At 56.2% G+C, this 22,543-nt stretch carries 20 protein-coding genes, 2 tRNA genes and 1 other annotated feature; of the genes, 10 read left to right on the top strand and 12 right to left on the bottom strand.

Features of this window, described 5'->3' with window-relative positions:
• The first annotated feature begins 4 nt into the window (after nucleotides 1-4).
• Genes IM314_RS17145 through IM314_RS17135 form a run of 3 tightly spaced genes read left to right on the top strand, consistent with a single transcriptional unit; the run spans nucleotide 5 to nucleotide 5,114 of the window.
• Nucleotides 5-1,090 (top strand): efflux RND transporter periplasmic adaptor subunit, encoded by a 1,086-nt coding sequence (locus tag IM314_RS17145; RefSeq protein ID WP_193358763.1) that lies wholly within the window; start codon nucleotides 5-7, stop codon nucleotides 1,088-1,090.
• The gene (locus IM314_RS17140) at nucleotides 1,090-4,152 is read left to right on the top strand and encodes an efflux RND transporter permease subunit (protein WP_193358764.1); all 3,063 of its coding nucleotides are present in this window, start codon (nucleotides 1,090-1,092) and stop codon (nucleotides 4,150-4,152) included. The genes IM314_RS17145 and IM314_RS17140 overlap by 1 nt, the downstream gene beginning before the upstream one ends.
• Nucleotides 4,149-5,114: an acyltransferase gene (locus tag IM314_RS17135; protein ID WP_193358765.1), complete on the top strand. Its 966-nt coding sequence runs from the start codon at nucleotides 4,149-4,151 to the stop codon at nucleotides 5,112-5,114. Before IM314_RS17140 ends, IM314_RS17135 begins: the two co-directional genes overlap by 4 nt.
• Here IM314_RS17135 and pagP read toward each other — a convergent pair.
• Nucleotides 5,111-5,686, bottom strand: a complete 576-nt coding sequence (gene pagP / locus IM314_RS17130) for a lipid IV(A) palmitoyltransferase PagP (protein ID WP_028013749.1) — start codon at nucleotides 5,684-5,686, stop codon at nucleotides 5,111-5,113. The genes IM314_RS17135 and pagP overlap by 4 nt on opposite strands.
• Nucleotides 5,687-5,941: 255 nt before the next feature.
• Here pagP and shiA point away from each other — a divergent pair, with 255 nt between their 5' ends.
• The 3 genes from shiA to IM314_RS17115 all read left to right on the top strand — a co-directional run bounded on the left by shiA (nucleotide 5,942) and on the right by IM314_RS17115 (nucleotide 10,568).
• Nucleotides 5,942-7,258 (top strand): shikimate transporter, encoded by a 1,317-nt coding sequence (gene shiA, locus IM314_RS17125; RefSeq protein ID WP_193358766.1) that lies wholly within the window; start codon nucleotides 5,942-5,944, stop codon nucleotides 7,256-7,258.
• A 73-nt stretch (nucleotides 7,259-7,331) separates the two neighbouring features.
• Nucleotides 7,332-8,786, top strand: a complete 1,455-nt coding sequence (locus tag IM314_RS17120; protein WP_047363003.1) for an AMP nucleosidase — start codon at nucleotides 7,332-7,334, stop codon at nucleotides 8,784-8,786.
• Nucleotides 8,787-8,801: 15 nt separating this feature from the next.
• Nucleotides 8,802-10,568 (top strand): aminopeptidase P family protein, encoded by a 1,767-nt coding sequence (locus IM314_RS17115; protein ID WP_193358767.1) that lies wholly within the window; start codon nucleotides 8,802-8,804, stop codon nucleotides 10,566-10,568.
• Between the two features lie 142 nt (nucleotides 10,569-10,710).
• Here IM314_RS17115 and IM314_RS17110 read toward each other — a convergent pair.
• The 3 genes from IM314_RS17110 to IM314_RS22155 form a co-directional block, all read right to left on the bottom strand.
• Nucleotides 10,711-10,786, bottom strand: a tRNA-Asn gene (locus IM314_RS17110).
• A gap of 103 nt (nucleotides 10,787-10,889) precedes the next feature.
• A complete protein-coding gene (emmdR, locus tag IM314_RS17105; RefSeq protein WP_120787280.1) occupies nucleotides 10,890-12,344 on the bottom strand; it encodes a multidrug efflux MATE transporter EmmdR in 1,455 nt (484 codons plus the stop codon).
• 62 nt (nucleotides 12,345-12,406) lie between these two features.
• Nucleotides 12,407-12,499 (bottom strand): DUF5951 family protein, encoded by a 93-nt coding sequence (locus IM314_RS22155; protein ID WP_219358334.1) that lies wholly within the window; start codon nucleotides 12,497-12,499, stop codon nucleotides 12,407-12,409.
• 6 nt (nucleotides 12,500-12,505) lie between these two features.
• Between IM314_RS22155 and IM314_RS17100 the strand changes: the two genes are divergently transcribed.
• Nucleotides 12,506-12,581, top strand: a tRNA-Asn gene (locus IM314_RS17100).
• Between the two features lie 162 nt (nucleotides 12,582-12,743).
• On the opposite strand, the gene IM314_RS17095 is transcribed toward IM314_RS17100, so the two are convergent.
• The 4 genes from IM314_RS17095 to dacD form a co-directional block, all read right to left on the bottom strand.
• A complete protein-coding gene (locus tag IM314_RS17095; protein ID WP_028013754.1) occupies nucleotides 12,744-13,079 on the bottom strand; it encodes a DUF496 family protein in 336 nt (111 codons plus the stop codon).
• A 158-nt stretch (nucleotides 13,080-13,237) separates the two neighbouring features.
• Nucleotides 13,238-14,296, bottom strand: coding sequence for an FUSC family protein (locus tag IM314_RS17090; protein ID WP_028013755.1), 1,059 nt, complete (start codon nucleotides 14,294-14,296; stop codon nucleotides 13,238-13,240).
• A gap of 92 nt (nucleotides 14,297-14,388) precedes the next feature.
• A complete protein-coding gene (sbmC, locus tag IM314_RS17085) occupies nucleotides 14,389-14,862 on the bottom strand; it encodes a DNA gyrase inhibitor SbmC (RefSeq protein ID WP_041909176.1) in 474 nt (157 codons plus the stop codon).
• Between the two features lie 119 nt (nucleotides 14,863-14,981).
• Nucleotides 14,982-16,148 (bottom strand): serine-type D-Ala-D-Ala carboxypeptidase DacD, encoded by a 1,167-nt coding sequence (dacD, locus tag IM314_RS17080; RefSeq protein ID WP_193358768.1) that lies wholly within the window; start codon nucleotides 16,146-16,148, stop codon nucleotides 14,982-14,984.
• Between the two features lie 198 nt (nucleotides 16,149-16,346).
• Here dacD and sbcB point away from each other — a divergent pair, with 198 nt between their 5' ends.
• Nucleotides 16,347-17,783: an exodeoxyribonuclease I gene (sbcB, locus tag IM314_RS17075; RefSeq protein ID WP_153656654.1), complete on the top strand. Its 1,437-nt coding sequence runs from the start codon at nucleotides 16,347-16,349 to the stop codon at nucleotides 17,781-17,783.
• 59 nt (nucleotides 17,784-17,842) lie between these two features.
• Here the strand turns inward: sbcB and plaP are convergent, their stop codons facing one another.
• The 4 genes from plaP to IM314_RS17055 all read right to left on the bottom strand — a co-directional run bounded on the left by plaP (nucleotide 17,843) and on the right by IM314_RS17055 (nucleotide 21,268).
• Complete coding sequence (plaP, locus tag IM314_RS17070; RefSeq protein ID WP_028013759.1) at nucleotides 17,843-19,201, bottom strand: putrescine/proton symporter PlaP; 1,359 nt, start codon at nucleotides 19,199-19,201, stop codon at nucleotides 17,843-17,845.
• A complete protein-coding gene (yoeI, locus tag IM314_RS17065; RefSeq protein ID WP_099458931.1) occupies nucleotides 19,191-19,253 on the bottom strand; it encodes a membrane protein YoeI in 63 nt (20 codons plus the stop codon). Before yoeI ends, plaP begins: the two co-directional genes overlap by 11 nt.
• Before the next feature lie 219 nt (nucleotides 19,254-19,472).
• Entirely contained in the window at nucleotides 19,473-20,402 is a 930-nt protein-coding gene (locus tag IM314_RS17060; RefSeq protein ID WP_193358769.1) for a LysR substrate-binding domain-containing protein, read from the bottom strand.
• A gap of 41 nt (nucleotides 20,403-20,443) precedes the next feature.
• Nucleotides 20,444-21,268, bottom strand: coding sequence for an SDR family oxidoreductase (locus tag IM314_RS17055; protein ID WP_028013761.1), 825 nt, complete (start codon nucleotides 21,266-21,268; stop codon nucleotides 20,444-20,446).
• Between the two features lie 175 nt (nucleotides 21,269-21,443).
• Between IM314_RS17055 and hisL the strand changes: the two genes are divergently transcribed.
• Both hisL and hisG read left to right on the top strand, forming a co-directional pair.
• Complete coding sequence (hisL, locus tag IM314_RS17050) at nucleotides 21,444-21,494, top strand: his operon leader peptide (RefSeq protein WP_001364200.1); 51 nt, start codon at nucleotides 21,444-21,446, stop codon at nucleotides 21,492-21,494.
• Nucleotides 21,470-21,593: a sequence feature (His leader region), on the top strand. It overlaps the preceding gene by 25 nt.
• Nucleotides 21,594-21,638: 45 nt before the next feature.
• A complete protein-coding gene (gene hisG / locus IM314_RS17045; protein WP_000886595.1) occupies nucleotides 21,639-22,538 on the top strand; it encodes an ATP phosphoribosyltransferase in 900 nt (299 codons plus the stop codon).
• The last annotated feature ends 5 nt before the right edge of the window (nucleotides 22,539-22,543 follow it).

Genomic DNA, 22,543 nt, shown 5'->3' with positions numbered 1-22,543 from the left:
TACAGTGAACCGCTACCTCTCTCTTTTACCGTTCGTTTTGTTAACGCTCACGGCGTGCGATCCTAAACCTGAACAAGCCTCCCCCCTGCCCAGAATGGTTAAAGTGGCGGAGGTGACGGTTCCCGGTCATGCCCAGCAGCGCGTTTTTCCCGCCCGCATTGAATCGGGCGATGCCACAGACCTTTCCTTCAAGCGCGCTGGTCAAATTGAAGCGCTCGATGTGCGTCAGGGCGCAGCCATCAAGCAGGGCCAACAGCTTGCAAGATTGAACTCTCGTGAAGCCCAGCAGCGGGTTAACGACAGGCAGACGGCGGCGACGCTGGCTCAGAGGCAGTTCGATCGCTTCCAGACGCTGGCGGGCCGCCAGGCGATTTCGAAAGCCGAAATGGACGTGCAGCGTGCGAACCGCGATTCGGCGAATGCGGCGCTGCAGATTGCCCGAGAAGAGTTGAATCAGATGACGCTCGTCGCCCCCTTCAGCGGGACGGCGGCCAGCGTACATGTCCGAAACCATCAAGTGGTGTCTGCTGGTCAGCCCATCGCGACGTTAACCCGCACCGATCTGCTTGACGTGGTGTTCAGCATCCCTGAAAACCTGTTTAAGACCTTTGATATCCGCAACGCGCAGTATCGTCCGGTAGTGAGAATTAACGCTATTCCGGATCGGGAATTTACCGCCGTCTACAAAGAGCACTCGGGCAGCAGCGACAGTAATACCCTGACCTGGCAGGTGATACTGACCATGCCGCGACCAGATGATTTTCCCGCCGTCGGTGGCGTAAGCGGTACGGTTACCATCAATTTAACCAACCTCCCGGCTGGCGCGGGCGCTCAGGCGCTGGTTGTACCGGTTGAGGCCGTCTTTAACCCGGACAACAGCCCACGCAATGAGCCGCACGTCTGGGTTGTGGCGGGAGAAGGCGACACGCTCCATCTTGAAGACCGCAAGGTCAGCGTGGGGCAAGTGATAACCGAAGGCGTGACGATCACCAGCGGGCTTAAGGCGGGCGAGCGCGTGGTGGCCGCAGGCGTGGGAGAGCTCCATGCTAACCAGCCGGTGCGTATCTGGACGCGTGAGCGGGGACTGTAATGGATATCACTCGTCAATTTATTAATAACCCGGTTCGCGTCTGGCTAACGATTCTGCTGCTGGGCATTGGGGGGATTTTCGCCCTGTTGAATATCGGCAGGCTGGAAGATCCCGCCTTTACCATCAAAACCGCAGTGGTGGTCACCCACTACCCCGGCGCATCCGCTCAACAGGTTGAAGAAGAGGTGACGCTGCCGCTGGAGAATGCCCTTCAGCAGTTGCCTTATCTGGACAACGTAAGCTCCATCTCTTCAAACGGGCTGTCGCAAATCACCGTCAATATCGCTTCACGCTATCACTCGAACGAACTGCCGCAGATTTGGGATGAGCTGCGCCGCCGCGTGGGCGATGCCTCGCGTCAGTTCCCGCCCGGCGTCGTCACGCCCTTTGTGAATGACGATTTCGGCGACGTATTCGGCTTCTTCTTCGCCATTTCGGGGGATGAATTCAGTAATCCTGAACTTGTGAGATATGCAGAGCAGCTGCGCCGCGCGTTGATTCTTGTTCCCGGCGTCGCGAAGGTCGCCATCGGCGGGGCCATGAGCCAACAGGTCAACATCGATATTTCCCTGACCAAAATGGCCGCGCGCGGCATTACGCTGAACCAACTTTCCGCCCTGCTCAGCAGGCTCAACGTCGTTTCCAGCGCCGGAGAAATCACCTCGGGCAGCGAATCCATTCGTCTGCACCCCACCGGTGAGTTCGAGAATCTTGATGAACTGGCGGATCTCATCATCACGCCTTCCGGCACCGGGGCGGCGACGCGCCTGCGGGATATCGCCACGCTGTCGCGCGGGCTGAACGAATCGCCCGCCAGTATCTACCATGCCAACGGCAAAAAAGCCGTTACCATGGGCGTCTCGTTTATTCCCGGCGTGAACGTGATCGACGTGGGCCACGCGCTGGAGGCGAAGCTAAACCAGATGTCGGCGGAAAAACCGGCAGGCATACAGATAGATCTGTTTTACGATCAGGCAGCCGAAGTGGGCCATTCTGTTAACGGTTTTATTATTAACTTCCTGATGGCGCTGGCGATTGTCATCGGCGTGCTGCTGATCTTTATGGGGGTACGCAGCGGGATCATCATCGCGGTTTCTCTCGCCCTTAACGTGCTGGGCACGCTGCTGATTATGTATCTGTGTGGCATTGAGCTACAGCGCATCTCGCTCGGGGCTCTGATTATCGCCCTCAGCATGCTGGTGGATAACGCCATCGTGATTGTCGAAGGGGTGTTGATTGCCCGGCAGCAGGGCTCCCCGCTGTTAACCGCCGTAAACAACATCATCCGCCGCTCCGCCCTGCCGCTGCTGGGGGCGACGGTGATCGCCATCCTTGCGTTTGCCCCTATCGGGCTATCGCAGGATTCCACCGGGGAATACTGTAAATCTCTGTTCCAGGTGCTGCTGATTTCCCTGATGCTGAGCTGGTTCTCGGCGCTCACCCTCACCCCGGTGCTGATTAAGTGGTGGTTGTTTAAAAACGACAGCGCACCGGACACTACTGACGAGTCAGATCCTTACGACAAACGTCTCTACCGCCTTTACCAGCACCTGCTGAACGCACTGCTGCACCATAAAGCGCCGACGCTGGTAGTGATGGCCGCCCTGCTGGCCGCGTCTGTCTGGGGGTTTGGCGCGGTGCGGCAAAACTTTTTCCCGTCGTCCAATACGCCGATTTTCTTTGTCGACCTCTGGTTACCCTACGGGACAGATATCAAATGGACCGAGAAAATGACCGGCGACATTGAGAAAACCATCAAGGGACGGCCCGGCGTGGAAACCACCGTCTCGACCATTGGTCAGGGGAGCATGCGCTTTATTCTGACCTACAGCGGACAGCGGCAGTACAGCAACTACGCGCAGATCATGGTGCGTATGGATGACCGGCGCAGCATCTCCGCGCTGACGCGCTACGTGGATGAGTACATCGCGCGTAACTACCCGCAGGTCAACGCCAGTACGAAACGGGTGATGTTTGGGCCCTCCGGCGACAGCGCCATTGAAGTGCGCATTAAAGGCCCGGATCCTGACAGGCTGCGTCTGATTGCCAGCCAGGTGGACGATATCCTGGCGCGCGACCCGGCCACGGGGAGCGTCCGAAACGACTGGCAAAACCGCAGCAAAGTGATCCGTCCGCAGTACGTCGCCGCGCTGGGACGCGAGCTTGGCGTGGATAAGCAGGACGTCGACAACGCGCTGGAGATGAATTTCTCCGGCAGCCGGGCGGGGTTGTATCGGGAAGGCAGTGACCTACTGCCCGTGGTGGTGAGGCCTCCGGAAAGCGAAAGGCTGGACGCCAGCCACCTGAACAACGTGCTGGTGTGGAGCCATGCGCGGCAGCAGTATATCCCGCTGAGTAACGTCGTCAGCAGCTTCACGCTGGAGTGGGAAGATCCGCTCATCCTTCGACGCGACCGCTCGCGGGTACTGACGGTTCAGACGGATCCGGACCCGCTGAGCCAGCAAACCTCCGGTGATATTCTCGCCCGCGTGAAGCCGCAGGTGGATGCCCTTCCCCTGCCACACGGCTACAGCATCGAGTGGGGGGGCGACGCGGAAAACTCCAGCGAAGCGCAGCAAGGGCTGTTCACTACGCTACCTCTCGGGTATCTGGTGATGTTTGTCATTACGGTGCTGATGTTCAGCTCGGTAAAAAATGCCGTCGCGATCTGGCTAACCGTACCGCTGGCGTTGATTGGCGTCACGCCAGGATTTTTAATTACCGGCATTCCCTTTGGCTTTATGGCGCTGATTGGTCTGCTGAGCCTGAGCGGAATGCTCATCCGCAACGGCATCGTGCTGGTGGAAGAGATTGAACAGCAGAAAACGCACAAGGATCAGCACAGCGCGATCGTTTATGCCGCCACCTCGCGCCTGCGCCCTATCCTGCTCACCGCGTTCACGACCGTACTTGGCCTGGCACCGCTGCTGCTGGATGTTTTCTTCCAGAGCATGGCCGTTGTGATTATGTTTGGACTGGGGTTTGCTACAATCCTGACGCTACTGGTACTCCCCGTGATCTATGCGTGTTTCCATCGTAAGGACGAAGCCAAACAACAATGAATGCGACAGGGCTGAACATTATCAAGACGCTGGGCTGTATGACGGCGGTCACCTTCTTCACCATCTACAATACCTGGGATCATTATGACTATGACTATCACTGGATCCTGGGCTTTTTAACCTTTATCTCGACCATCGCCACGCCGCTGTTTTTTGTGGTGTCGGGCTATCTCGACGGGCAATCCCGGCACGGCACACGCTGGCAGCTGGGTAAAATAAAAAGTCTGGTGATTGTTTTTCTGTTCTGGATAACGATCTACTACCTCTGGGAGCCTTATCAGCGCGGGTATTTAATTCAGCCCTGGTTCATGTTCGCCTTTGTGGTGATTTACACCTTCCACCCGGCAGTGGAGTGGCTTAGCCAGCGGAGAGCGCTGTTCTGCGGCGCGATTGCTGCTCTGCTGTGCTTTTCCTACGGATACGATCTGCTATCGGCGCTTTATCCTGAAACGCACGTCCTTTCGCTTTCGCCGCAGTATCGGATGTGGACATGGCTGCTGTTTTATCTGACCGGGCAGCTCTTCTGCGACCCAAAAGTGGCCGAGTGGATAAGCCGCAAAAATGTGGTCCGGGCGGCGGTTGTCGCCATCCCGTTTATCTATCTCTTCACCTGGTTTTACGAGCGCCACTTCTTTTTTGCCCTGTTTAAGGCCGACAGAAACGCCTTTATTCTCACCGGCTCGCAGATCTACATCCTGATTATTGCCCTGGTGATTGCGGCGAACGGCGTTCGCTTTCGCCGCAATGCTGAATTAAAGGAGTCCATTCTGGCCGCCATCAGCAAAACGATGACCGGCGTATATATTGTGCACTACTCGGTGTTTCATCTGCTGACGGCGCTGATACCGGTGACCTCTCTCGGTATGAAGCTGGCGCTGATTGTGCTTACGTTCGTCACCTCTGTTCTCTTCTCCATGCTGGTATTGTCTAACGCCGTGGCAAAAAAGGTGATCACCCTTTAAAAGCCTAAGCGCAGCCAGGCAAAGAGCACGTTGCCGTTGTTATACGTTCCGGGAATATAGGTGAACTGGACGGTAACGCGCTTATAGCCAGCTGAAAACAGCGGGAAGATGAACGGCAGAGGCACATAGTTTGCAAAATCATCTCGCGCCGTGATGCCCGCGGCGGCACCGAGCCCAAGGCGGAAATCTTTGGCATTATCCAGATACCAGCCCTTCTCCCAGCCATAGCCCATCGCGGGCTGCCATTCGTTGTGCGAGTCCTTGAACATCATTGCGAAAAGCGCGCTCCAGTTGCCCTCTTCGTTATAGCGGGACACGCCCAGGCCGCCGCCCCACGGCATTTCGTTGTAATTGTCGGTTTTTTCTTTATCGTACATAAAGCGGGCGTGCCAGCTCAGAAACGGCAAGTACAAATCGTAACGTTGCGGCTCTTCCCAGGTCTGGGAGATATCATCCGTCAGCGCATTCCACCAGCCGCTAATACGCTGTTCGCCATAGACTTTCGGCTCGGCATGAAGCGGTGCGGCGAATAAAAACAGGACCATCCAGAATGCCGAAAAGTTACGTTGCATCGTTTTTCCCTCAGCTTTAGTCACGCAGCGGTATCTATTACTGTAATCCATTCAGCACGAACCGGAGCCAAACAGACTGATTTATCTCGAGGCAGGGGAAGATGAAATTTATTTATTCAGCGCCTTCCGGAAAGATAAAAACGTTTTCTCAGGCGTTTTGTCGCGGTAGTCTCATAGGTTCCGTTTATATGACGGCAGCTATGTGAGTGACCTTTTCTTATACCAATAATAAAAAACAGTACGGACAGGATAACTATGGACTCCACCCTCATCTCCGATCGTCCCAACGAGGAGACACCTTCGCTCAATCGTGCCCGCCGCGCTGCACTCGGCAGCTTCGCAGGTGCCGTCGTCGACTGGTATGATTTTCTGCTTTACGGCATTACCGCCGCGCTGGTGTTTAACCGCGAGTTTTTCCCTCAGGTTAGCCCCGCGATGGGCACCCTCGCCGCGTTTGCCACTTTCGGCGTTGGCTTTCTGTTTCGCCCGCTTGGCGGGGTGATTTTCGGCCACTTCGGCGACCGGCTTGGCCGCAAGCGGATGCTGATGCTTACCGTCTGGATGATGGGGATTGCCACCGCGCTGATTGGCATTCTTCCTTCGTTTTCCGCTATTGGCTGGTGGGCGCCTGTGCTGCTGGTGACGCTGCGCGCCATTCAGGGCTTCGCCGTGGGCGGCGAATGGGGCGGCGCGGCGCTGTTATCCGTTGAAAGTGCGCCAAAAAACAAGAAAGCGTTTTACAGCAGTGGCGTGCAGGTCGGGTACGGCGTCGGGCTGTTGCTTTCCACCGGGCTGGTATCGTTAATCAGCCAGCTCACCACCGACGCGCAGTTTCTGAGCTGGGGCTGGCGCATCCCTTTTATCTTCAGCATCGTGCTGGTCATTGCCGCCCTGTGGATCCGCAACGGGATGGAGGAGTCCGCTGAATTCGAACAACAGCAGCAGGAAAAACCGGCCGTCAAAAAACGGCTGCCGGTGATGGAAGCCCTGATTCGGCACCCTGGCGCTTTTCTGAAAATCATCGCCCTGCGCCTGTGCGAACTGCTGACGATGTATATCGTTACCGCCTTTGCGCTGAACTACTCGACGCAGAACCTCGGCCTGCCGCGCGAACTGTTCCTGAATATCGGCCTGCTGGTCGGCGGGATCAGCTGTCTGACCATCCCCTGCTTCGCCTGGCTGGCGGACCGGTTTGGTCGCCGCCGCGTCTACATCACCGGCGCGCTGATTGGCACCCTCAGCGCCTGGCCGTTCTTTATGGCGCTGGAGGCGCAGTCTGTGTTCTGGATTGTCTTCTTCGCCATTATGCTCGCCAACATCGCTCACGATATGGTGGTCTGCGTGCAGCAGCCGATGTTTACCGAACTGTTCGGCGCCAGCTACCGCTACAGCGGCGCGGGCGTGGGCTACCAGGTGGCAAGCGTGGTCGGCGGCGGGTTTACGCCGTTTATTGCCGCCGCGCTGGTGACCTTCTCCGGCGGTAACTGGCACAGCGTGGCGATTTATCTGCTGGCCGGCTGCCTGCTGTCGGCAGCGACGGCGCTTCTGATGAAAGAGACGAGCCACGCCTGATCTCCCTTTTGTTTCACAGGCGTGTGACATACTATCGGATAGAGTCGCACACCTGTGGAACAAGGAGACAGAGATGAATAATAAGGGCTCCAGCCTGACCCCGGCTCAGGCGCTGGAAAAACTCGACGCGCTGTATGAACAGTCCGTCAACGCGCTGCGCAGCGCCATCAGCGAATACATCGAAACGGGGAAACTTCCCGATCAAAAGGCCAGAAACGAAGGCCTTTTTGTTTATCCATCGCTCTCTGTGACCTGGGACGGCAGCGCAAGCACGACGCCGAAAACCCGCGCCTACGCCCGTTTTACCCACTCCGGCTGCTACAGCACCACCGTCACCCGCCCTGCACTGTTCCGCCCCTATCTGGAAGAGCAGCTAACGCTGTTGTATCAGGATTACGGCGCGCACATTGCCGTGGAGCCTTCACAGCATGAGATCCCGTACCCGTACGTGATTGACGGTTCGGCGCTAACTCTTGACCGCTCCATGAGCGCGGGACTGACCCGCCACTTCCCAACGACGGAACTGTCACAGATTGGCGATGAGACGGCTGACGGGATTTATCACCCGGCAGAGTTTTCACCCCTGTCGCACTTTGACGCCCGTCGGGTGGATTTCTCCCTGGCGCGCCTGCGCCACTACACCGGCACGCCCGCCGAGCATTTCCAGCCGTTTGTGCTGTTTACCAACTACACCCGCTACGTGGACGAGTTCGTTCGCTGGGGCTGTAGCCAGATCCTTGATCCGGACAGTCCATATATCGCCCTCTCCTGCGCGGGGGGGATCTGGATCACCGCTGAAACCGAAGCCCCCGAGCAGGCCATCTCCGATCTGGCGTGGAAAAAACACCAGATGCCCGCCTGGCACCTGATCACCGCCGACGGTCAGGGGATCACCCTGATCAACATCGGCGTCGGCCCGTCGAACGCCAAAACCATCTGTGACCATCTGGCGGTGCTGCGCCCCGACGTGTGGCTGATGATTGGCCACTGCGGCGGCCTGCGCGAAAGCCAGCTAATTGGCGATTACGTGCTGGCCCACGCCTATCTGCGCGACGACCACGTGCTGGATGCGGTACTGCCGCCGGATATCCCAATCCCGAGCATCGCCGAAGTACAGCGCGCGCTGTATGACGCCACCAAAGAGGTGAGCGGCATGCCGGGTGAAGAGGTGAAGCAGCGCCTGCGTACCGGTACGGTGGTGACAACGGATGACCGCAACTGGGAGTTGCGTTACTCCGCCTCCGCGCTGCGCTTCAACCTGAGCCGAGCGGTGGCGATTGATATGGAGAGCGCCACCATCGCCGCCCAGGGGTATCGCTTCCGCGTTCCTTACGGCACGCTGCTGTGCGTGTCCGATAAGCCGCTGCACGGCGAAATTAAGCTGCCGGGCCAGGCCAACCGTTTTTACGAAGGGGCCATCTCAGAGCATCTGCAGATCGGTATTCGTGCGATTGATTTACTTCGCGCGGAAGGCGACAAGCTGCATTCACGCAAGCTGCGTACCTTCAACGAGCCGCCGTTCCGCTAATAACAAGGAAAAACCATGCACACCACATCACCGCTCTCTGCCCTGCGTCAGTGGCTTCAGGAAAACAGCCTCGACGGGATGATCGTTCCGCGCACCGATGCCTGGCAAAGCGAGAATTGCGCGTCGAACGACGAAAAGCTGGCCTGGCTGACAGGCTTTGACGGCTCTGCTGGCGTCGCGCTGGTACTGAGGGATAAAGCGCTGCTGTTCGTCGACGGGCGCTATCAGGTGCAGGCCCGCGTTCAGGTGAATATGGATGAGGTTGAGATCCACCATCTGCACAACGAGCCGCTGGCAGACTGGCTGACGACCAACGTCGAGGCGGGCACGCGCATCGGTTTTGACCCAATGCTGATGACGAATACCGAGTTTACGCAGCTGTCTGCCACACCGTGCGCGCTCGTGCCGCTGAACGCATCACCGTTTGACGCCTTATGGGCCGATCGCCCTGCCGCACCGGTGGGGCTTATCCGTGAGATGCCGGTTGCGATAAGCGGTGAAAGCAGCGAAGACAAACGTCAGCGCGTTGCCGCCGTGCTGGCCGCGAACAACGCTGACTACCTGGCCGTTACGCTGCCGGATAACATTGCGTGGCTGCTCAACGTGCGCGGCTCAGATATCCCCACCAGTCCGGTACCGCTCTCATTTGCCCTGCTCGGTCGCGACGGCCGCGTTGAGTGGTTTGTTAACGATAATAAGCTCGCAGAACTCCCTGATGCAGTTCTGAACGCCTTCACGATTGCGTCGCAAGACACCTTTATTGAACGCTGTCAGCAACTTGCTGAAGGGAAGCGGGTGATGGTTGATGCCGACTCCGCGCCGGTGGCCCTGCGCTTTGCCATTGAACCGCGCGGTGAAATTGTCTGGCGAACCGATCCCATTACCCTCATTAAGGCTACCAAAAACCCGGTCGAGCTGGCAGGGTATCGCGAGTGCCATCTCCAGGACGGCGCCGCGTGGGTCAACTTCCTGGCCTGGCTGAGCCGCGAAGTGCCGCTGCGTGCGGCGGCGGGACAACCGCTAACGGAGCTGGAAGTGCAGGCGCAGCAGCTGGCATTTCGCAAACAGCAGCCCGGTTTTATCGAGCAGAGTTTCGCGACCATTTCCGCCTCTTCGAGCAATGCGGCGATGTGCCACTATCATTCAAGCGAGGCCAGCAACAAGCCCATCGGTCATGATCATTTTTACCTGAACGATTCGGGCGGTCAGTACGCTAACGGCACCACCGATGCCACGCGCACGCTGGCGTGGGGTAATGTCCCCTCGCAGCAGCGTCTGCACTACACCGCCGTGCTGAGAGGTTTTCTGTCGCTCATTACCCTGCAGTTCCCTTCCGGTACGCAGGGGCACCAGCTGGATGCTTTCGCGCGTCGTCCGCTGTGGGAGATGGGGCTGGATTACGATCACGGTACCGGGCACGGCGTGGGCCACCAGCTTCTGATCCACGAAAACCCGCATCGCATCGCCAAAAAGGTGAACCCGTGGCCGCTGGTGGCAGGCAATATCATGACGATTGAACCGGGATACTATCTGGGCGATAGCCACGGTATTCGTATTGAAAACCAAGTGGAGATAGTGGAGAGCCGTCCGGGGTTCTGCCGGTTCGCCTCGCTGACGCTGATCCCGATCGATCTAAGCCAAGTGGAATTGCAGCTGTTGAGCGAGCAGGAAAAGCAGTGGCTGGATGAGTATCATCAGCAGGTACGTGAGGCACTGACGCCGCTGGTGAATAGCGAGGCGCGTTCGTGGCTGGAGGCGGCGACGGCGCCGGTTCGTCTGTAATTTCGTGCGGTATGATGCCCTCACCCCATCCCTCTCCCACGGGAGAGGGTGAAAACACTAAAAACGGCAACCTAGTTGCCGTTTTGCATTTACCTGACGCAGAAAAGCAAAAAGCCTGCTTCAAAAGCAGGCTTTTCAAATTTGGCTCCTCTGACTGGACTCGAACCAGTGACATACGGATTAACAGTCCGCCGTTCTACCGACTGAACTACAGAGGAATCGTGTGAACGGGGCGCATATTATCGATGCTCTCCGATGATGTCAAAGGCAGAATGCATATTTCCGATCGTTTGCCGAATTATTCTCCATTTCGCGCATTTGTCAGGCATTTTGTCGCGGATATTTCCACAGCCAGCGCCCACTGACCATGCGCCAGTAGAACAGCGCCCCGCGTACGGCCCAGTCAAGGAACATCCCCAGCCAGACGCCAACCACGCCCCAGCCCAGCACCACACCCAGCGTATAGCCCGCCACAACGCGACACCCCCACATGCCAAGCATGGACACCCACATGGCAAAACGGGCATCGCGCGCCCCTTTCAGCCCGGCAGGCAACACCCAGGATGCCGCCCAGATGGGCATAAAGGCGGCGTTGAGCCAGATAAGGATCTTCACCACCTCTTTCACGTCATCTTCGTGGGTATAGAACGCGGCCATCAGCCCGGCAAACGGCGCGGTGCCCCAGGCGATCAGCGTCAGCCCAATCGTCGACAGCCAGAACACATGGCGCAGCTGCCGCTCCGCCTGGCCTATCTGTCCTTTCCCGAGCCGTTTACCCGTGATGATGGTTGATGCCGACCCAAGGGCGTTACCCGGCAGGTTAATCAGCGAGGCGATGGAGAAGGCGATAAAGTTACCAGCGATAACGTCGGTGCCCATTCCGGCGACAAACATCTGCGTGAGCAGCTTCCCACCGTTGAACAACACGGATTCAATGCTCGCGGGAATACCAATCCCCATCACTTCCCAGATAATGGCGAAATTAAAGGGCCGGAAGTAGCTCTTAAGCGTAAGACGCAGCGAGGGGGTAATCCCCGTCATCAGCACCCCGATGATGGCCGCCGCACCGATATAGCGTGATATGGTTAATCCCAGCCCGGCCCCGACGAACCCCAGCCCATCCCACGAGAACGCGCCGTAGATCAGCACGCTGCTGATGATGATATTCAGGATATTCATCCCACCGTTGATCAGCAGCGGGATTTTGGTGTTACCTGCCCCGCGCAGCGCGCCGCTACCAATCAACGCGATGGCCGCCGCCGGATAGCTTAAGACGGTCATTTCGAGATAGGTCAGCGCCAGGTCTTTGACCTCGTTCGTGGCTTCCCCGGCGACAAAATCGATAATCTCTTTACCGAAATAGTGGATCACCGCCGCCAGAACAATCGAAAAGAGGGTCATGATCATCAGCGACTGACGTGCAGCCTCGCGCGCGCGTTTGGGATCCAGCTTGCCGAGACTAAAGGCCACCACAACCGTCGTCCCGAGATCGATGGCGGCAAAGAACGACATCACCACCATGTTAAAGCTGTCTGCCAGCCCGACCCCCGCCATCGCCTCTTTCCCCAGCCAGCTTACCAGGAAGGTGCTCAGCACTCCCATCAGCAGAACGCAGGTATTTTCCAGGAAAATAGGCACGGCAAGAGGGGTGATTTCACGCCAGAACAGAACACGATAGCTTTTACGTTTTGCGTACCATGGCGTGCGCACGATCGCCTGGCGCAGAGGGGCAGTGACGTTCAAAATGGACCTTAGCGAGAATAGTTGAAACTCCATTTCAAATGATGGGGGAGAAATGCTAATCCTGCAAAGTATTTTCCTGAAAAAGATGTGTGTATTTACAACAAACTGACGACAGAATCGGCAATCAGTCGATTTTCCCTAAGATCAGGTTTGACAAAAGTTTTTTCGCCGCTAAGATAAGCCTCCACAACGATTCCTCTGTAGTTCAGTCGGTAGAACGGCGGACTGTTAATCCGTATGTCACTGGTTCGAGTCCAGTCAGAGGAGCCAAATTTAAAAAGCCTGCTTTGTAGCAGGCTTTTGCTTTTCTATAGTAGATAAAATTGTCGGCTGGCGGCCGCGCATGACCCGACCTACAAATCAGCGGACCGTTGATCGTCAAATAAAAAAGGCCCCCTGTCACCAGAGAGCCTTTTTCACAATTCGCTGCGATTATTCGCTTTTAGCTTCGGCGTTTTTGATTTCGCCCATCACTTTCAGCTTTTTGGAGATGTCGCGACGCTCTTTGGACAGCTCGGCATTTTTGATGATGTAATCATCAACGCGGTCTTCATAGTCGCTCTTCATGCTGGCGATGATGCCCTGAATAGCTTCAACGCTCATGCCCGGCTTGATGTAGTCGCTCAGGTTGTCGAGCAGCAGAACACGTTTCTGGTTGTCACGGATCTTCTTCTCAACGTCCTGGATTTCACGCTGCAGTTTGTTTTTGCGGCGGAACAGGCGGACGAATTCCAGAACATCCTGGAACGAAGGCTTGATAGTTTCCATTTTTACACCCCTGATAATGTGAGATTCGGATTCGTTAAAGCAACCGTTGTAACAATAACCTTACTGACAGCGGCTGCGAATGACAATGGCTATATCGTTTAAAGCTATCATAACCCCAATTGCTGCTGAATCGAAGCAGCAGGCGTCACATCCGCGTTTTATTTGCGCAGCGCCCGACAAATCAGGTGCGATAGCAGTTCAAGCTGTCGCGCCAGCTCCAGGCTCAGCCAGACATAGCCGTGAATGGGCGTTTCCGCCACGTTATCGCCCTGCCGCTCGTTGATTAACTGCTTCAGTTCCGCCACGATTTCATTGAGACGCTCGCTGTTCGCCAGAACGGGCTGCGGGTTCCCTTCATAGAGCGCATGGGCGATGGTCAGCAGGGTCTGCTGCGTCATCATCTGCGTCTCTTTGAGGGTCTGGGCGTTAAGCATCAACAGATGGCTGGGACGCGTGGCCCAGTGCGCGTTGATTTGCAGTTCAAGCATACACACCAGATTGCGGCTGACCGTCTGGATAGCTTCGAAAATCGCTTTCTGAATATGGGTCTCTTTACTGGCTGGTACTATCAGGCCGCGCATTTTGACCACGTCGTTGAGGATGGTTTGCAGATGCTTTTCCAGCCGGGGACGCTCAACCAGATTCGGTGAAAACCCCGCCTGGTAAACGCGGTTAAACGCCGTGACGTAGTTAGCCATCTGGATACGCCAGTGCAGAAAAGCCCGCTGCGGCCAGATGCCGGTAAACAGCATGGCGAGCAGCGAGCCCAGAATAACATCCCCGCTTCGCCACATCGCCGTGGTCATATCCCCTGCTGGCGCGCCGACCACGACCGCGAGAGTGATACCAATCAGCAGCGCCTGATAAGGCCGTTTGCCCAGCGCCAGCCAGCCGCACAGGAACATGGCGGCACCGCACCATGCCAGCATCACTGGAAATGAGATGAGCTCAAGCTTCAGGGCAATCAGCCCCAGGGCAGAGCCAAGCACGGTACCACCTATCCGCTCGAAGGCGCGCGGGACAACGTTTCCCCAAAATGAGATTGGTCCCATCACCACCACCAGCGTGATCAGCGGCCACGTTCCTTCCGGTATATCCAGCAACCTGACCAGTACAAAGGTCAACACGAACGCCAGCGCGATGCGACACCCGTGCACCACGCGGTAATGTTTATATAAGCGAATTTCAAAAGGGGTTAATGATTTGTCGGGACGCACACCCGCTCTCCAGCAACACGGCAAATCACAATTGTACTGTGTTTTCAGCCGGGCGGATCGCTCCCGGCTGAAAAACCCTTCATTGAGCAGGCTTAAACCGTTTTGTGCTCTACCGCGATAAACATTTCAATATCCCAGTAGCCGTCCGCGTTGCCATCATTGAGATAGCGCTCAAAGCAGGGCTTAAGCACCATCTGATATTTATTATCCTGCAGCAGGGAATTAAAGAACTGATACCACGGGGTTGCAAAGTCGTAGTTTTCCACGCGCGCCGTCGCCACGGCATAATCACCGGCCGCGATTTCGGTCATCATCACCCCTTCGCTGTTTTCCGGGATGACGAAATCATCCGGTACGGTAACGGCCGTATCGCAGCGCAGTTTTTCTGCCGGAACCTCATCGGGGTTATCGTAATAGACCGCCACCCACTCCAGCGGCTCAATGTGACGCCCGTCTACCCACATGACCAGCTGTTCAAAGCCCTGCTTGACCGTTTTTTCCCACGGCCCAACAAGATGAAAACCCGCAATCTTACGTTTCTGTTGCTGCTTGATGCTGTAGTCCATGCTGCCTCCGATTAGCACTGTATATTTATACACTATAAAGCAGGATTTCTATTATCGGCAAACGAGGAGTGTTTATTATGTGAGCAGACTCGCAACCCTGCCAGTCTGCCCATCAGCGGTTAAAGCGTGTGGTGAAGATAATCGCTCAGGCGTGAGAATACGCCTCCCTTATCAACGGCTTCCAGAGTGACCAGAGGCCAGTGCGCCACGACCTTGTCGCGGTCATAGAGCTGGATCTCCCCGACCCGCTGATGCGCGGCAATCGGTGCTTCCAGCTCTTTTTTATCCAGCACGTATTTGGCTTTGATGTTCGGTACTTCCGCTTTCGGCAGGGCCAGCCAGAAGTCCTGGTCGGTGCCCAGTTTCACCTGTTCTTTATCGCCGTACCAGATACGCTCTGTTCCGACTTTTTTACCGTTATGCAGGATCTGCACCGTATCGAAGTTCTGTTGTCCCCAGTGCAGGAGCTTACGCGCCTGGTCCTCGCGCCCTTTCGGGCTGTCCGCGCCCATCACCACCGCAATCAAACGACGCTGACCGTCCACCGCGGAGGCAATAAGGTTAAAGCCTGCTCCTGAGGTATGCCCCGTTTTCAGGCCGTCCACGTTCATGGTTTTATCCCATAGCAGGCCGTTACGGTTTTGCTGGGTGATGCCGTTCCAGGTGAGACTCTTTTCGCTGTACATATGATAAAACTCTGGCTCACCGTGAATGATGGCCCGGGAGAGCACGGCCAGGTCATAGGCCGAGCTGTGCTGGCCCGGCGCGTCCAGACCGTGGACGGTTTCAAAGTGCGTATCACGCATGTTCAGCTTCTGCACGTAGTCGTTCATCATCTTCACAAACTGCGGCTGCCCGCCAGCCACGTGATCGGCCAGCGCCACGCAGGCATCGTTGCCGGAATCGACAATCAGACCGCGGCTTAAGTCACGCACGGTGACGCGATCGCCCTCTTTCAGGAACATCAGCGACGAACCGTCAAAAACCGGGTTGCCCTTTGCCCATGCGTCACGCCCTACGGTGACGATGTCATCCGGGGTAATGCGGTGGCTATCAATGGCCCGATCCACCACATAACCCGTCATCAGCTTGGTGAGGCTCGCCGGGTTACGTTGCTGATGTTCGTTGCCCGCCGTTAAAATTTGACCAGTCGTGTAATCCATCAGCACCCAGGAGCCAGCCTGGATGGCCGGAGGCTGCGGCGAAAAATCCAGTGGTTCGGCCGCAAAAGCAGATGAGACACTCGAAGCGAGTAAAGAAACAGCAATAAACAGACGGCGTTTCAACGGTATATCCTCAGGTCATTAAAAATCGATGACCTTTTTACGGGAGTTCTGATGTCGTTACCTGGCTTAATTGCAAAAAAATGTGACAGAACGCAGGTTTTACGCGGAAGCGGTCTCGCAAATTTGCGCCGCGGCGGCGCTTTTTATTCGGTCTGACCCGCACGATCGTTTACCATAGTGACGTCATTTTTTAACAGGATGGTATTACTGGTGTCTGACTCTGCCGCTCGCCCGACTTTTTTATTCCACGACTACGAAACCTTTGGCACGCATCCGGCGCTGGACCGACCGGCGCAGTTTGCCGCCATCCGTACCGATGACGAATTCAACATCATCGGCGAGCCTGAGGTCTTTTACTGCAAGCCAGCGGATGATTACCTGCCGCAGCCCGGCGCGGTGATGGTCACCGGGATCACCCCGCAGGAAGCGCGGGAAAAAGGCGTTAACGAGGCAGAGTTCGCCCGCCGCATCCACGATCTGTTTACCGTGCCTAATACCTGCGTGGTCGGTTACAACAACATCCGCTTCGATGATGAAGTGACGCGCAATATCTTCTATCGCAACTTCTACGATCCGTACGCCTGGAGCTGGCAGAACCGCAATTCACGCTGGGATCTGCTCGACATCATGCGCGCCTGTTATGCCCTGCGCCCTGAAGGCATTAACTGGCCGGAAAATGAGGAAGGGCTGACCAGCTTCCGGCTGGAACACCTGACGCGCGCCAACGGCATCGAGCACAGCAATGCCCACGATGCGATGGCAGACGTTTATGCCACCATTGCCATGGCGAAGCTGGTGAAAACCGCACAGCCCCGGCTGTTTGAATATCTGCTGAGCCACCGAAGCAAGCAGAAGCTCATGACCCTTATCGACGTACCGCAGATGAAGCCCCTGGTGCATATCTCCGGCATGTTTGGCGCCTGGCGCGGCAATACCAGCTGGGTTGCGCCGCTGGCGTGGCACCCGGATAACCGTAATGCGGTTATCATGGTGGACCTGGCGGGCGATATTTCGCCGCTGCTGGAGCTTGACAGCGATACCCTGCGCGAACGGCTTTACACCCCGAAAAATGAACTCGGGGATCTGCCTGCGGTGCCGGTTAAGCTGGTGCATATCAATAAATGTCCGGTGCTGGCGCAGGCGAACACGCTGCGTCCGGAAGATGCCGACAGGCTGGGCATTAACCGTCAACACTGCCTGGATAACCTGAAAGTGCTTCGCGATAACCCGCAGGTGCGCGAGAAAGTGGTCGCCATCTTTGCCGAGGCGGAGCCGTTTGTGCCGTCCGAAAACGTGGATGCCCAGCTCTACAACGGCTTCTTCAGCGATGCCGACCGTGCAGCCATGAATATTGTTCTGCAAACCGAGCCGCGTAACTTACCTGCGCTGGACATCACCTTCGCCGATAAGCGCATCGAAAAGCTGATGTTTAACTACCGGGCGCGCAATTATCCCGGCACGCTGGATGAAGCAGAACAGGCGCGCTGGCTGCAACACCGTCGAAACGTGTTTACGCCAGAGTATCTGCAGCATTACGCGCAGGAGCTTGAGTCGTTATACAACCAGTATGAAGGCAACGCAGAAAAACAGATCCTGTTAAAAGCCCTGTTCCAGTACGCGCAAGAGATAGTCTGAAGTGAGATATAAAAAAACCGGAGACAAGGGTCTCCGGTTTTTTTTTGATACGTTAAGACTTAAGCAACGTCTTCGTACTGAGGAACCGGGTTACGGAAGCTCTTCGTAACGCAGGCCAGGTAAACCAGGCCGATACCTGCCCAAATCAGGCCAAGCACCATCGAGCTCTCTTCCAGGTTAACCCACAGCGCGCCCACGGTCAGGGCACCGCACATCGGCAGGAACAGATACTGGAAGTGATCTTTCAGCGTCTTGTTACGCTTTTCACGGATCCAGAACTGAGAGATAACCGACAGGTTAACAAAGGTGAACGCCACCAGCGCACCGAAGTTAATCAGCGCCGTTGCCATCACCAGGTCAAAGTTAATCGCCAGAAGCGCGATCGCACCGACAAGGATAATGTTCATCGCCGGGGTACGCCAGGTTGGATGTACGTAGCCGAAGAAGCTTTTCGGGAATACGCCATCACGACCCATTACGTACATCAGACGCGCAACGCCTGCATGCGCGGCCATACCGGACGCCAGTACGGTGATGGTGGAGAAGATCAGCGCGCCGACCTGGAACGCTTTACCCGCCACATAGAGCATGATTTCCGGCTGAGACGCATCCGGATCCTTGAAGCGCGAGATATCCGGGAAGTACAGCTGCAGGAAATAGGTCGAGAAAATAAAGATCAGACCGCCAATCAGCGCCGTCAGGAAGATGGCACGCGGGATCACGCGCTCTGCATCCTTCGTTTCCTCAGACAGGTTGCTAATCCCGTCGAAACCGGTAAAGGAGAAGCACAGAATCGTCGCCCCGGTAATCATCGGGATCACATGCGCATCACCAGACCAGAACGGTTTGCTGCTCGCCAGGGTGCCCGCGCCTTCGCCGTGGAATACGCCATAGATCACCATGCCAAGAATCACGGCAATCAGGACAACCTGAAGCACAACGATAACGGAGTTAAAGTTGGCAACGGACTTGATGCTGCGCAGGTTAAAGGCCGTCATAAAGGCTACCAGCGCCACGACGAAGATCCACGAGGGAATCGATGGCACCAGCGCTTCAAAATAGATTTTTGCCAGCAGAATGTTGATCATCGGCGCGAACAGGTAGTCGAGCAGCGAAGACCAGCCCACCATAAAGCCAACCGTCGGGCTGATGGATTTCTGGGCATAGGTGTAGGCGGAACCTGCAGACGGATAGCGACGCACCAGTTTACCGTAGCTCAGCGCGGTAAAGAGGATCGCAATCAGCGCAAAGCCGTAAGCCGTCGGCACATGACCGTCAGTGAGGCCCGATACGATACCGAATGTATCGAACAGCGTCATCGGTTGCATATAGGCAAGGCCCATCATAACAACCGGAATCAACGTAAGCGTTTTACGTAATTCCACGCGAGAGGTGTTTGGAGTTGCGTTATGCGACATAGTTATTCTCCTTTACGGTGATAACCGCCACGTAAGCGAAAAATTGCCCCATTTCTTTCTTCCTCAGCGACAACAACTGTCGGATTTTAGTAAATATCTATCCGGTACGAAGCCCGGCCTCTTGGTTTTTAGTTTCGTTTCGTACATGCAAAAAAAAATAACCGACGCCTTTTATATCGTCGATTATTCATTTGGTTGCAGCGGCGGCATTTTGCCCCACATCGGATACAAAAGGCAATACTTTGCAACGCACCGGGTCATTTTCTTTTTTCTAACTGGCTGATTTCTCGGCTCTCCCCTGAGAGTAAACTGCAGCGATAGCACTATTTGCTAAAATTTCGTCCCGCCACCAGGCGCTGGCCAGCCCGGCGGTTTGTTCATTCCAGCCGACCCACACCGATTCGTTACTGCTTTGCGCAAGCACCTGTTTTTCAACAAGCGCACCGCTATCAATAAAGCGCTGCGCCAGATAGCGCGGCAAATAGCCGCAGCCCAGGCCGCTAATTTGCAGCTCCAGCTTGGTTTTAAAGTCAAAAACGGTAATGGCCTCCTGCTCATCCAGCAGCTGCGAGGAAACCGCACATTCGGGGCGCGAGCTGTCCCCGACTACTATTGCGCGGTACCCCTTAATAACGCGACGGTTAAGAGGATCAGGCTCCTGAGCCAGCGGATGATGGGGCGCCACGGCAAATACCTGCTCCAGCACGCCCAGGCGGGCAAAGCCAAAGTCACTCAACTGGGGAGGCTCATGCAGGGCACCGACAAAAATGTCCGCCCTGCCCTGGGTTAAGGCATCCCAGGAGCCGCCCAGCACGCCGTTGATGAAAATCAGCCGGGTGACGCTGTGATGCTGAAAAAACGCTTCAATGAGCGGCGTCAGTAGAGAAAACGGAAAGGTATCATCCACGCCAATCACCAGCTCATTCTCCCATCCCTGATGGAGCTTGACGGCCTGCTTTTCCAGCTCGCGAACGGTATGAAGAACGTCACGGCCTTTTTCCAGCAGCATCTGCCCGGTGCGGGTAAACCGCGCGCGGTGCCCGGAGCGATCGAGGATCTGAATATTGAGGTCGCTTTCCAGTTTTTGAACGGTATAGCTCAGGGCCGAAGGGGTTTTGTAGAGCTTTGCCGACGCAGCCGCAAAGCTCCCCTCTTTTTCCAGTGCATCCAGAATAATAAGAACATCCAGCAGCGGTTTCATGCTCGCCCCCTTCTGGTGTGCGATTGTCTCCGCTGCGGGGCTTATTCCATGGGCATCACCAGCGGATCGGGATACTGATACTCAAACCCCAGCTCATGGCAAATGCGATTGCCATCAACAATTTTGCCTTTACTTTCGTTCTTTGCCTCACCAAAAACCGGCGGAGCCAACCCAAGCTGGCGTGCCATGAGCGGGTAAAACGTGCTGCGCGCCGGATGAGACGGTGCACATATATTATAGATGTGTCCGCCTTTTGGAGCCTGTAAGAGTAGCTCAATCGCGCCAATAACATCTTCAAGATGCACAAGATTCACGCCATGCTGACCGTCTGGTGCCGTCTTACCGGCAAAGAAGCGCCCCGGATGACGCCCCGGGCCAACCAGCCCCGCCAGACGAACGATATCGACCTGCGTGCCGGGAAGGTTATGCAGCCAGTCTTCCAGCTCTTTCAGGACCTGACCGCTCGCGGTTACGGGACGGCGCTCGGAACTCTCTTTCACCACGCCCTCAGCATCGCCATAGACCGACGTCGAGCTGGTAAAAATTATGCGCGGGACGTGATGCGCCAGCGCGCTGTCGACAATCTCCTGCATCGCCTGCAGGTAGAATGATTCGCCCGGGCCACTGCGCCGTGCGGGTAGCGTAATCACCAGCGCATCTACGTTCATCAGCGTGTCCAGATCGTCCGCATCACACACCAGTTCCGGCTCCAGACGCAGTTCAACGCCATCAATACCGCACATGCGTGCCGCTTCGACCCCATCCCGGGTGGTCTTGCTCCCGGTCACCTGCCAGCCTTTCGCGGCTAATGACATCGCCAGCGGCATTCCCAGCCATCCTAAACCGACAATCGCGACCTTTTTCATGCGAATTCTCCTGACTCTCACTCGTCTTTCATAAGGCTACGCCAGCCCGGCAGAACACACAATTCATAGCATCAATATGAAATGAATTAATGATCAAAAAAAGCCCTTGCAATATGTCGTACAACTGGTTTAGGTTAAAAGACATCAAATGAATAAGCATTCATCGAGAATTTATATGACACGCGTTCAATTTAAACACCACCATCATCACCATCATCCTGACTAGTCTTTCAGGCGATGTGTGCTGGAAGACGTTTGGATCTTCCAGTGGTGCATGAACGCATGAAAAAGCCCCCGGAAGATCTTCTTCCGGGGGCTTTTTTTTGGACCGAATTCAGACAGGTTAAAACAGGTTAACGAGGAATAAAGAATGTTAGATAACTCACGTTTACGCATAGCTATTCAAAAATCAGGCCGTTTGAGTGACGATTCACGCGAACTGCTGGCCCGCTGCGGGATCAAAATCAACCTGCACACCCAGCGCCTGATTGCTCTGGCTGAAAACATGCCCATCGACATTCTGCGCGTGCGTGATGACGATATTCCCGGCCTTGTGATGGACGGCGTCGTTGACCTCGGCATCATTGGTGAAAACGTGCTGGAAGAAGAGCTGCTGACCCGCCGCGCGCAGGGTGAAGACCCGCGTTACTTCACCCTGCGTCGTCTGGACTTCGGCGGCTGCCGCCTGTCGCTGGCAACGCCGGTTGATGAAGCGTGGGACGGCCCGGCCGCGCTGAACGGCAAACGTATCGCCACCTCTTACCCTCACCTGTTGAAGCGTTATCTTGACCAGAAAGGCGTGCAGTTTAAATCCTGCCTGCTGAACGGCTCCGTTGAAGTGGCACCGCGTGCGGGTCTGGCGGACGCCATCTGTGACCTCGTCTCGACCGGCGCGACGCTGGAAGCGAACGGTCTGCGCGAAGTGGAAGTCATCTACCGCTCTAAAGCGTGCCTGATTCAGCGCGACGGCGAGATGGCCGACGCCAAACAGCAGCTGATCGACAAGCTGCTGACCCGTATTCAGGGCGTGATTCAGGCGCGTGAGTCCAAATACATCATGATGCACGCCCCAACCGAGCGTCTGGATGAAGTGATTGCCCTGCTGCCGGGCGCTGAGCGCCCAACCATCCTGCCGCTGGCGGGCGATCAGCAGCGCGTGGCGATGCACATGGTGAGCAGCGAAACCCTGTTCTGGGAAACCATGGAAAAACTGAAGGCGCTGGGCGCAAGCTCCATCCTGGTGCTGCCAATTGAGAAGATGATGGAGTAATGGCC

It is taken from the genome of Enterobacter cloacae complex sp. P42RS (genome assembly GCF_014930595.1).
Classification (GTDB): Bacteria; Pseudomonadota; Gammaproteobacteria; order Enterobacterales; family Enterobacteriaceae; genus Enterobacter; species Enterobacter bugandensis.
The sequence above is the reverse complement of the archived record's forward strand: the minus strand, read 5'-3'. Positions and strand labels throughout refer to the sequence as shown.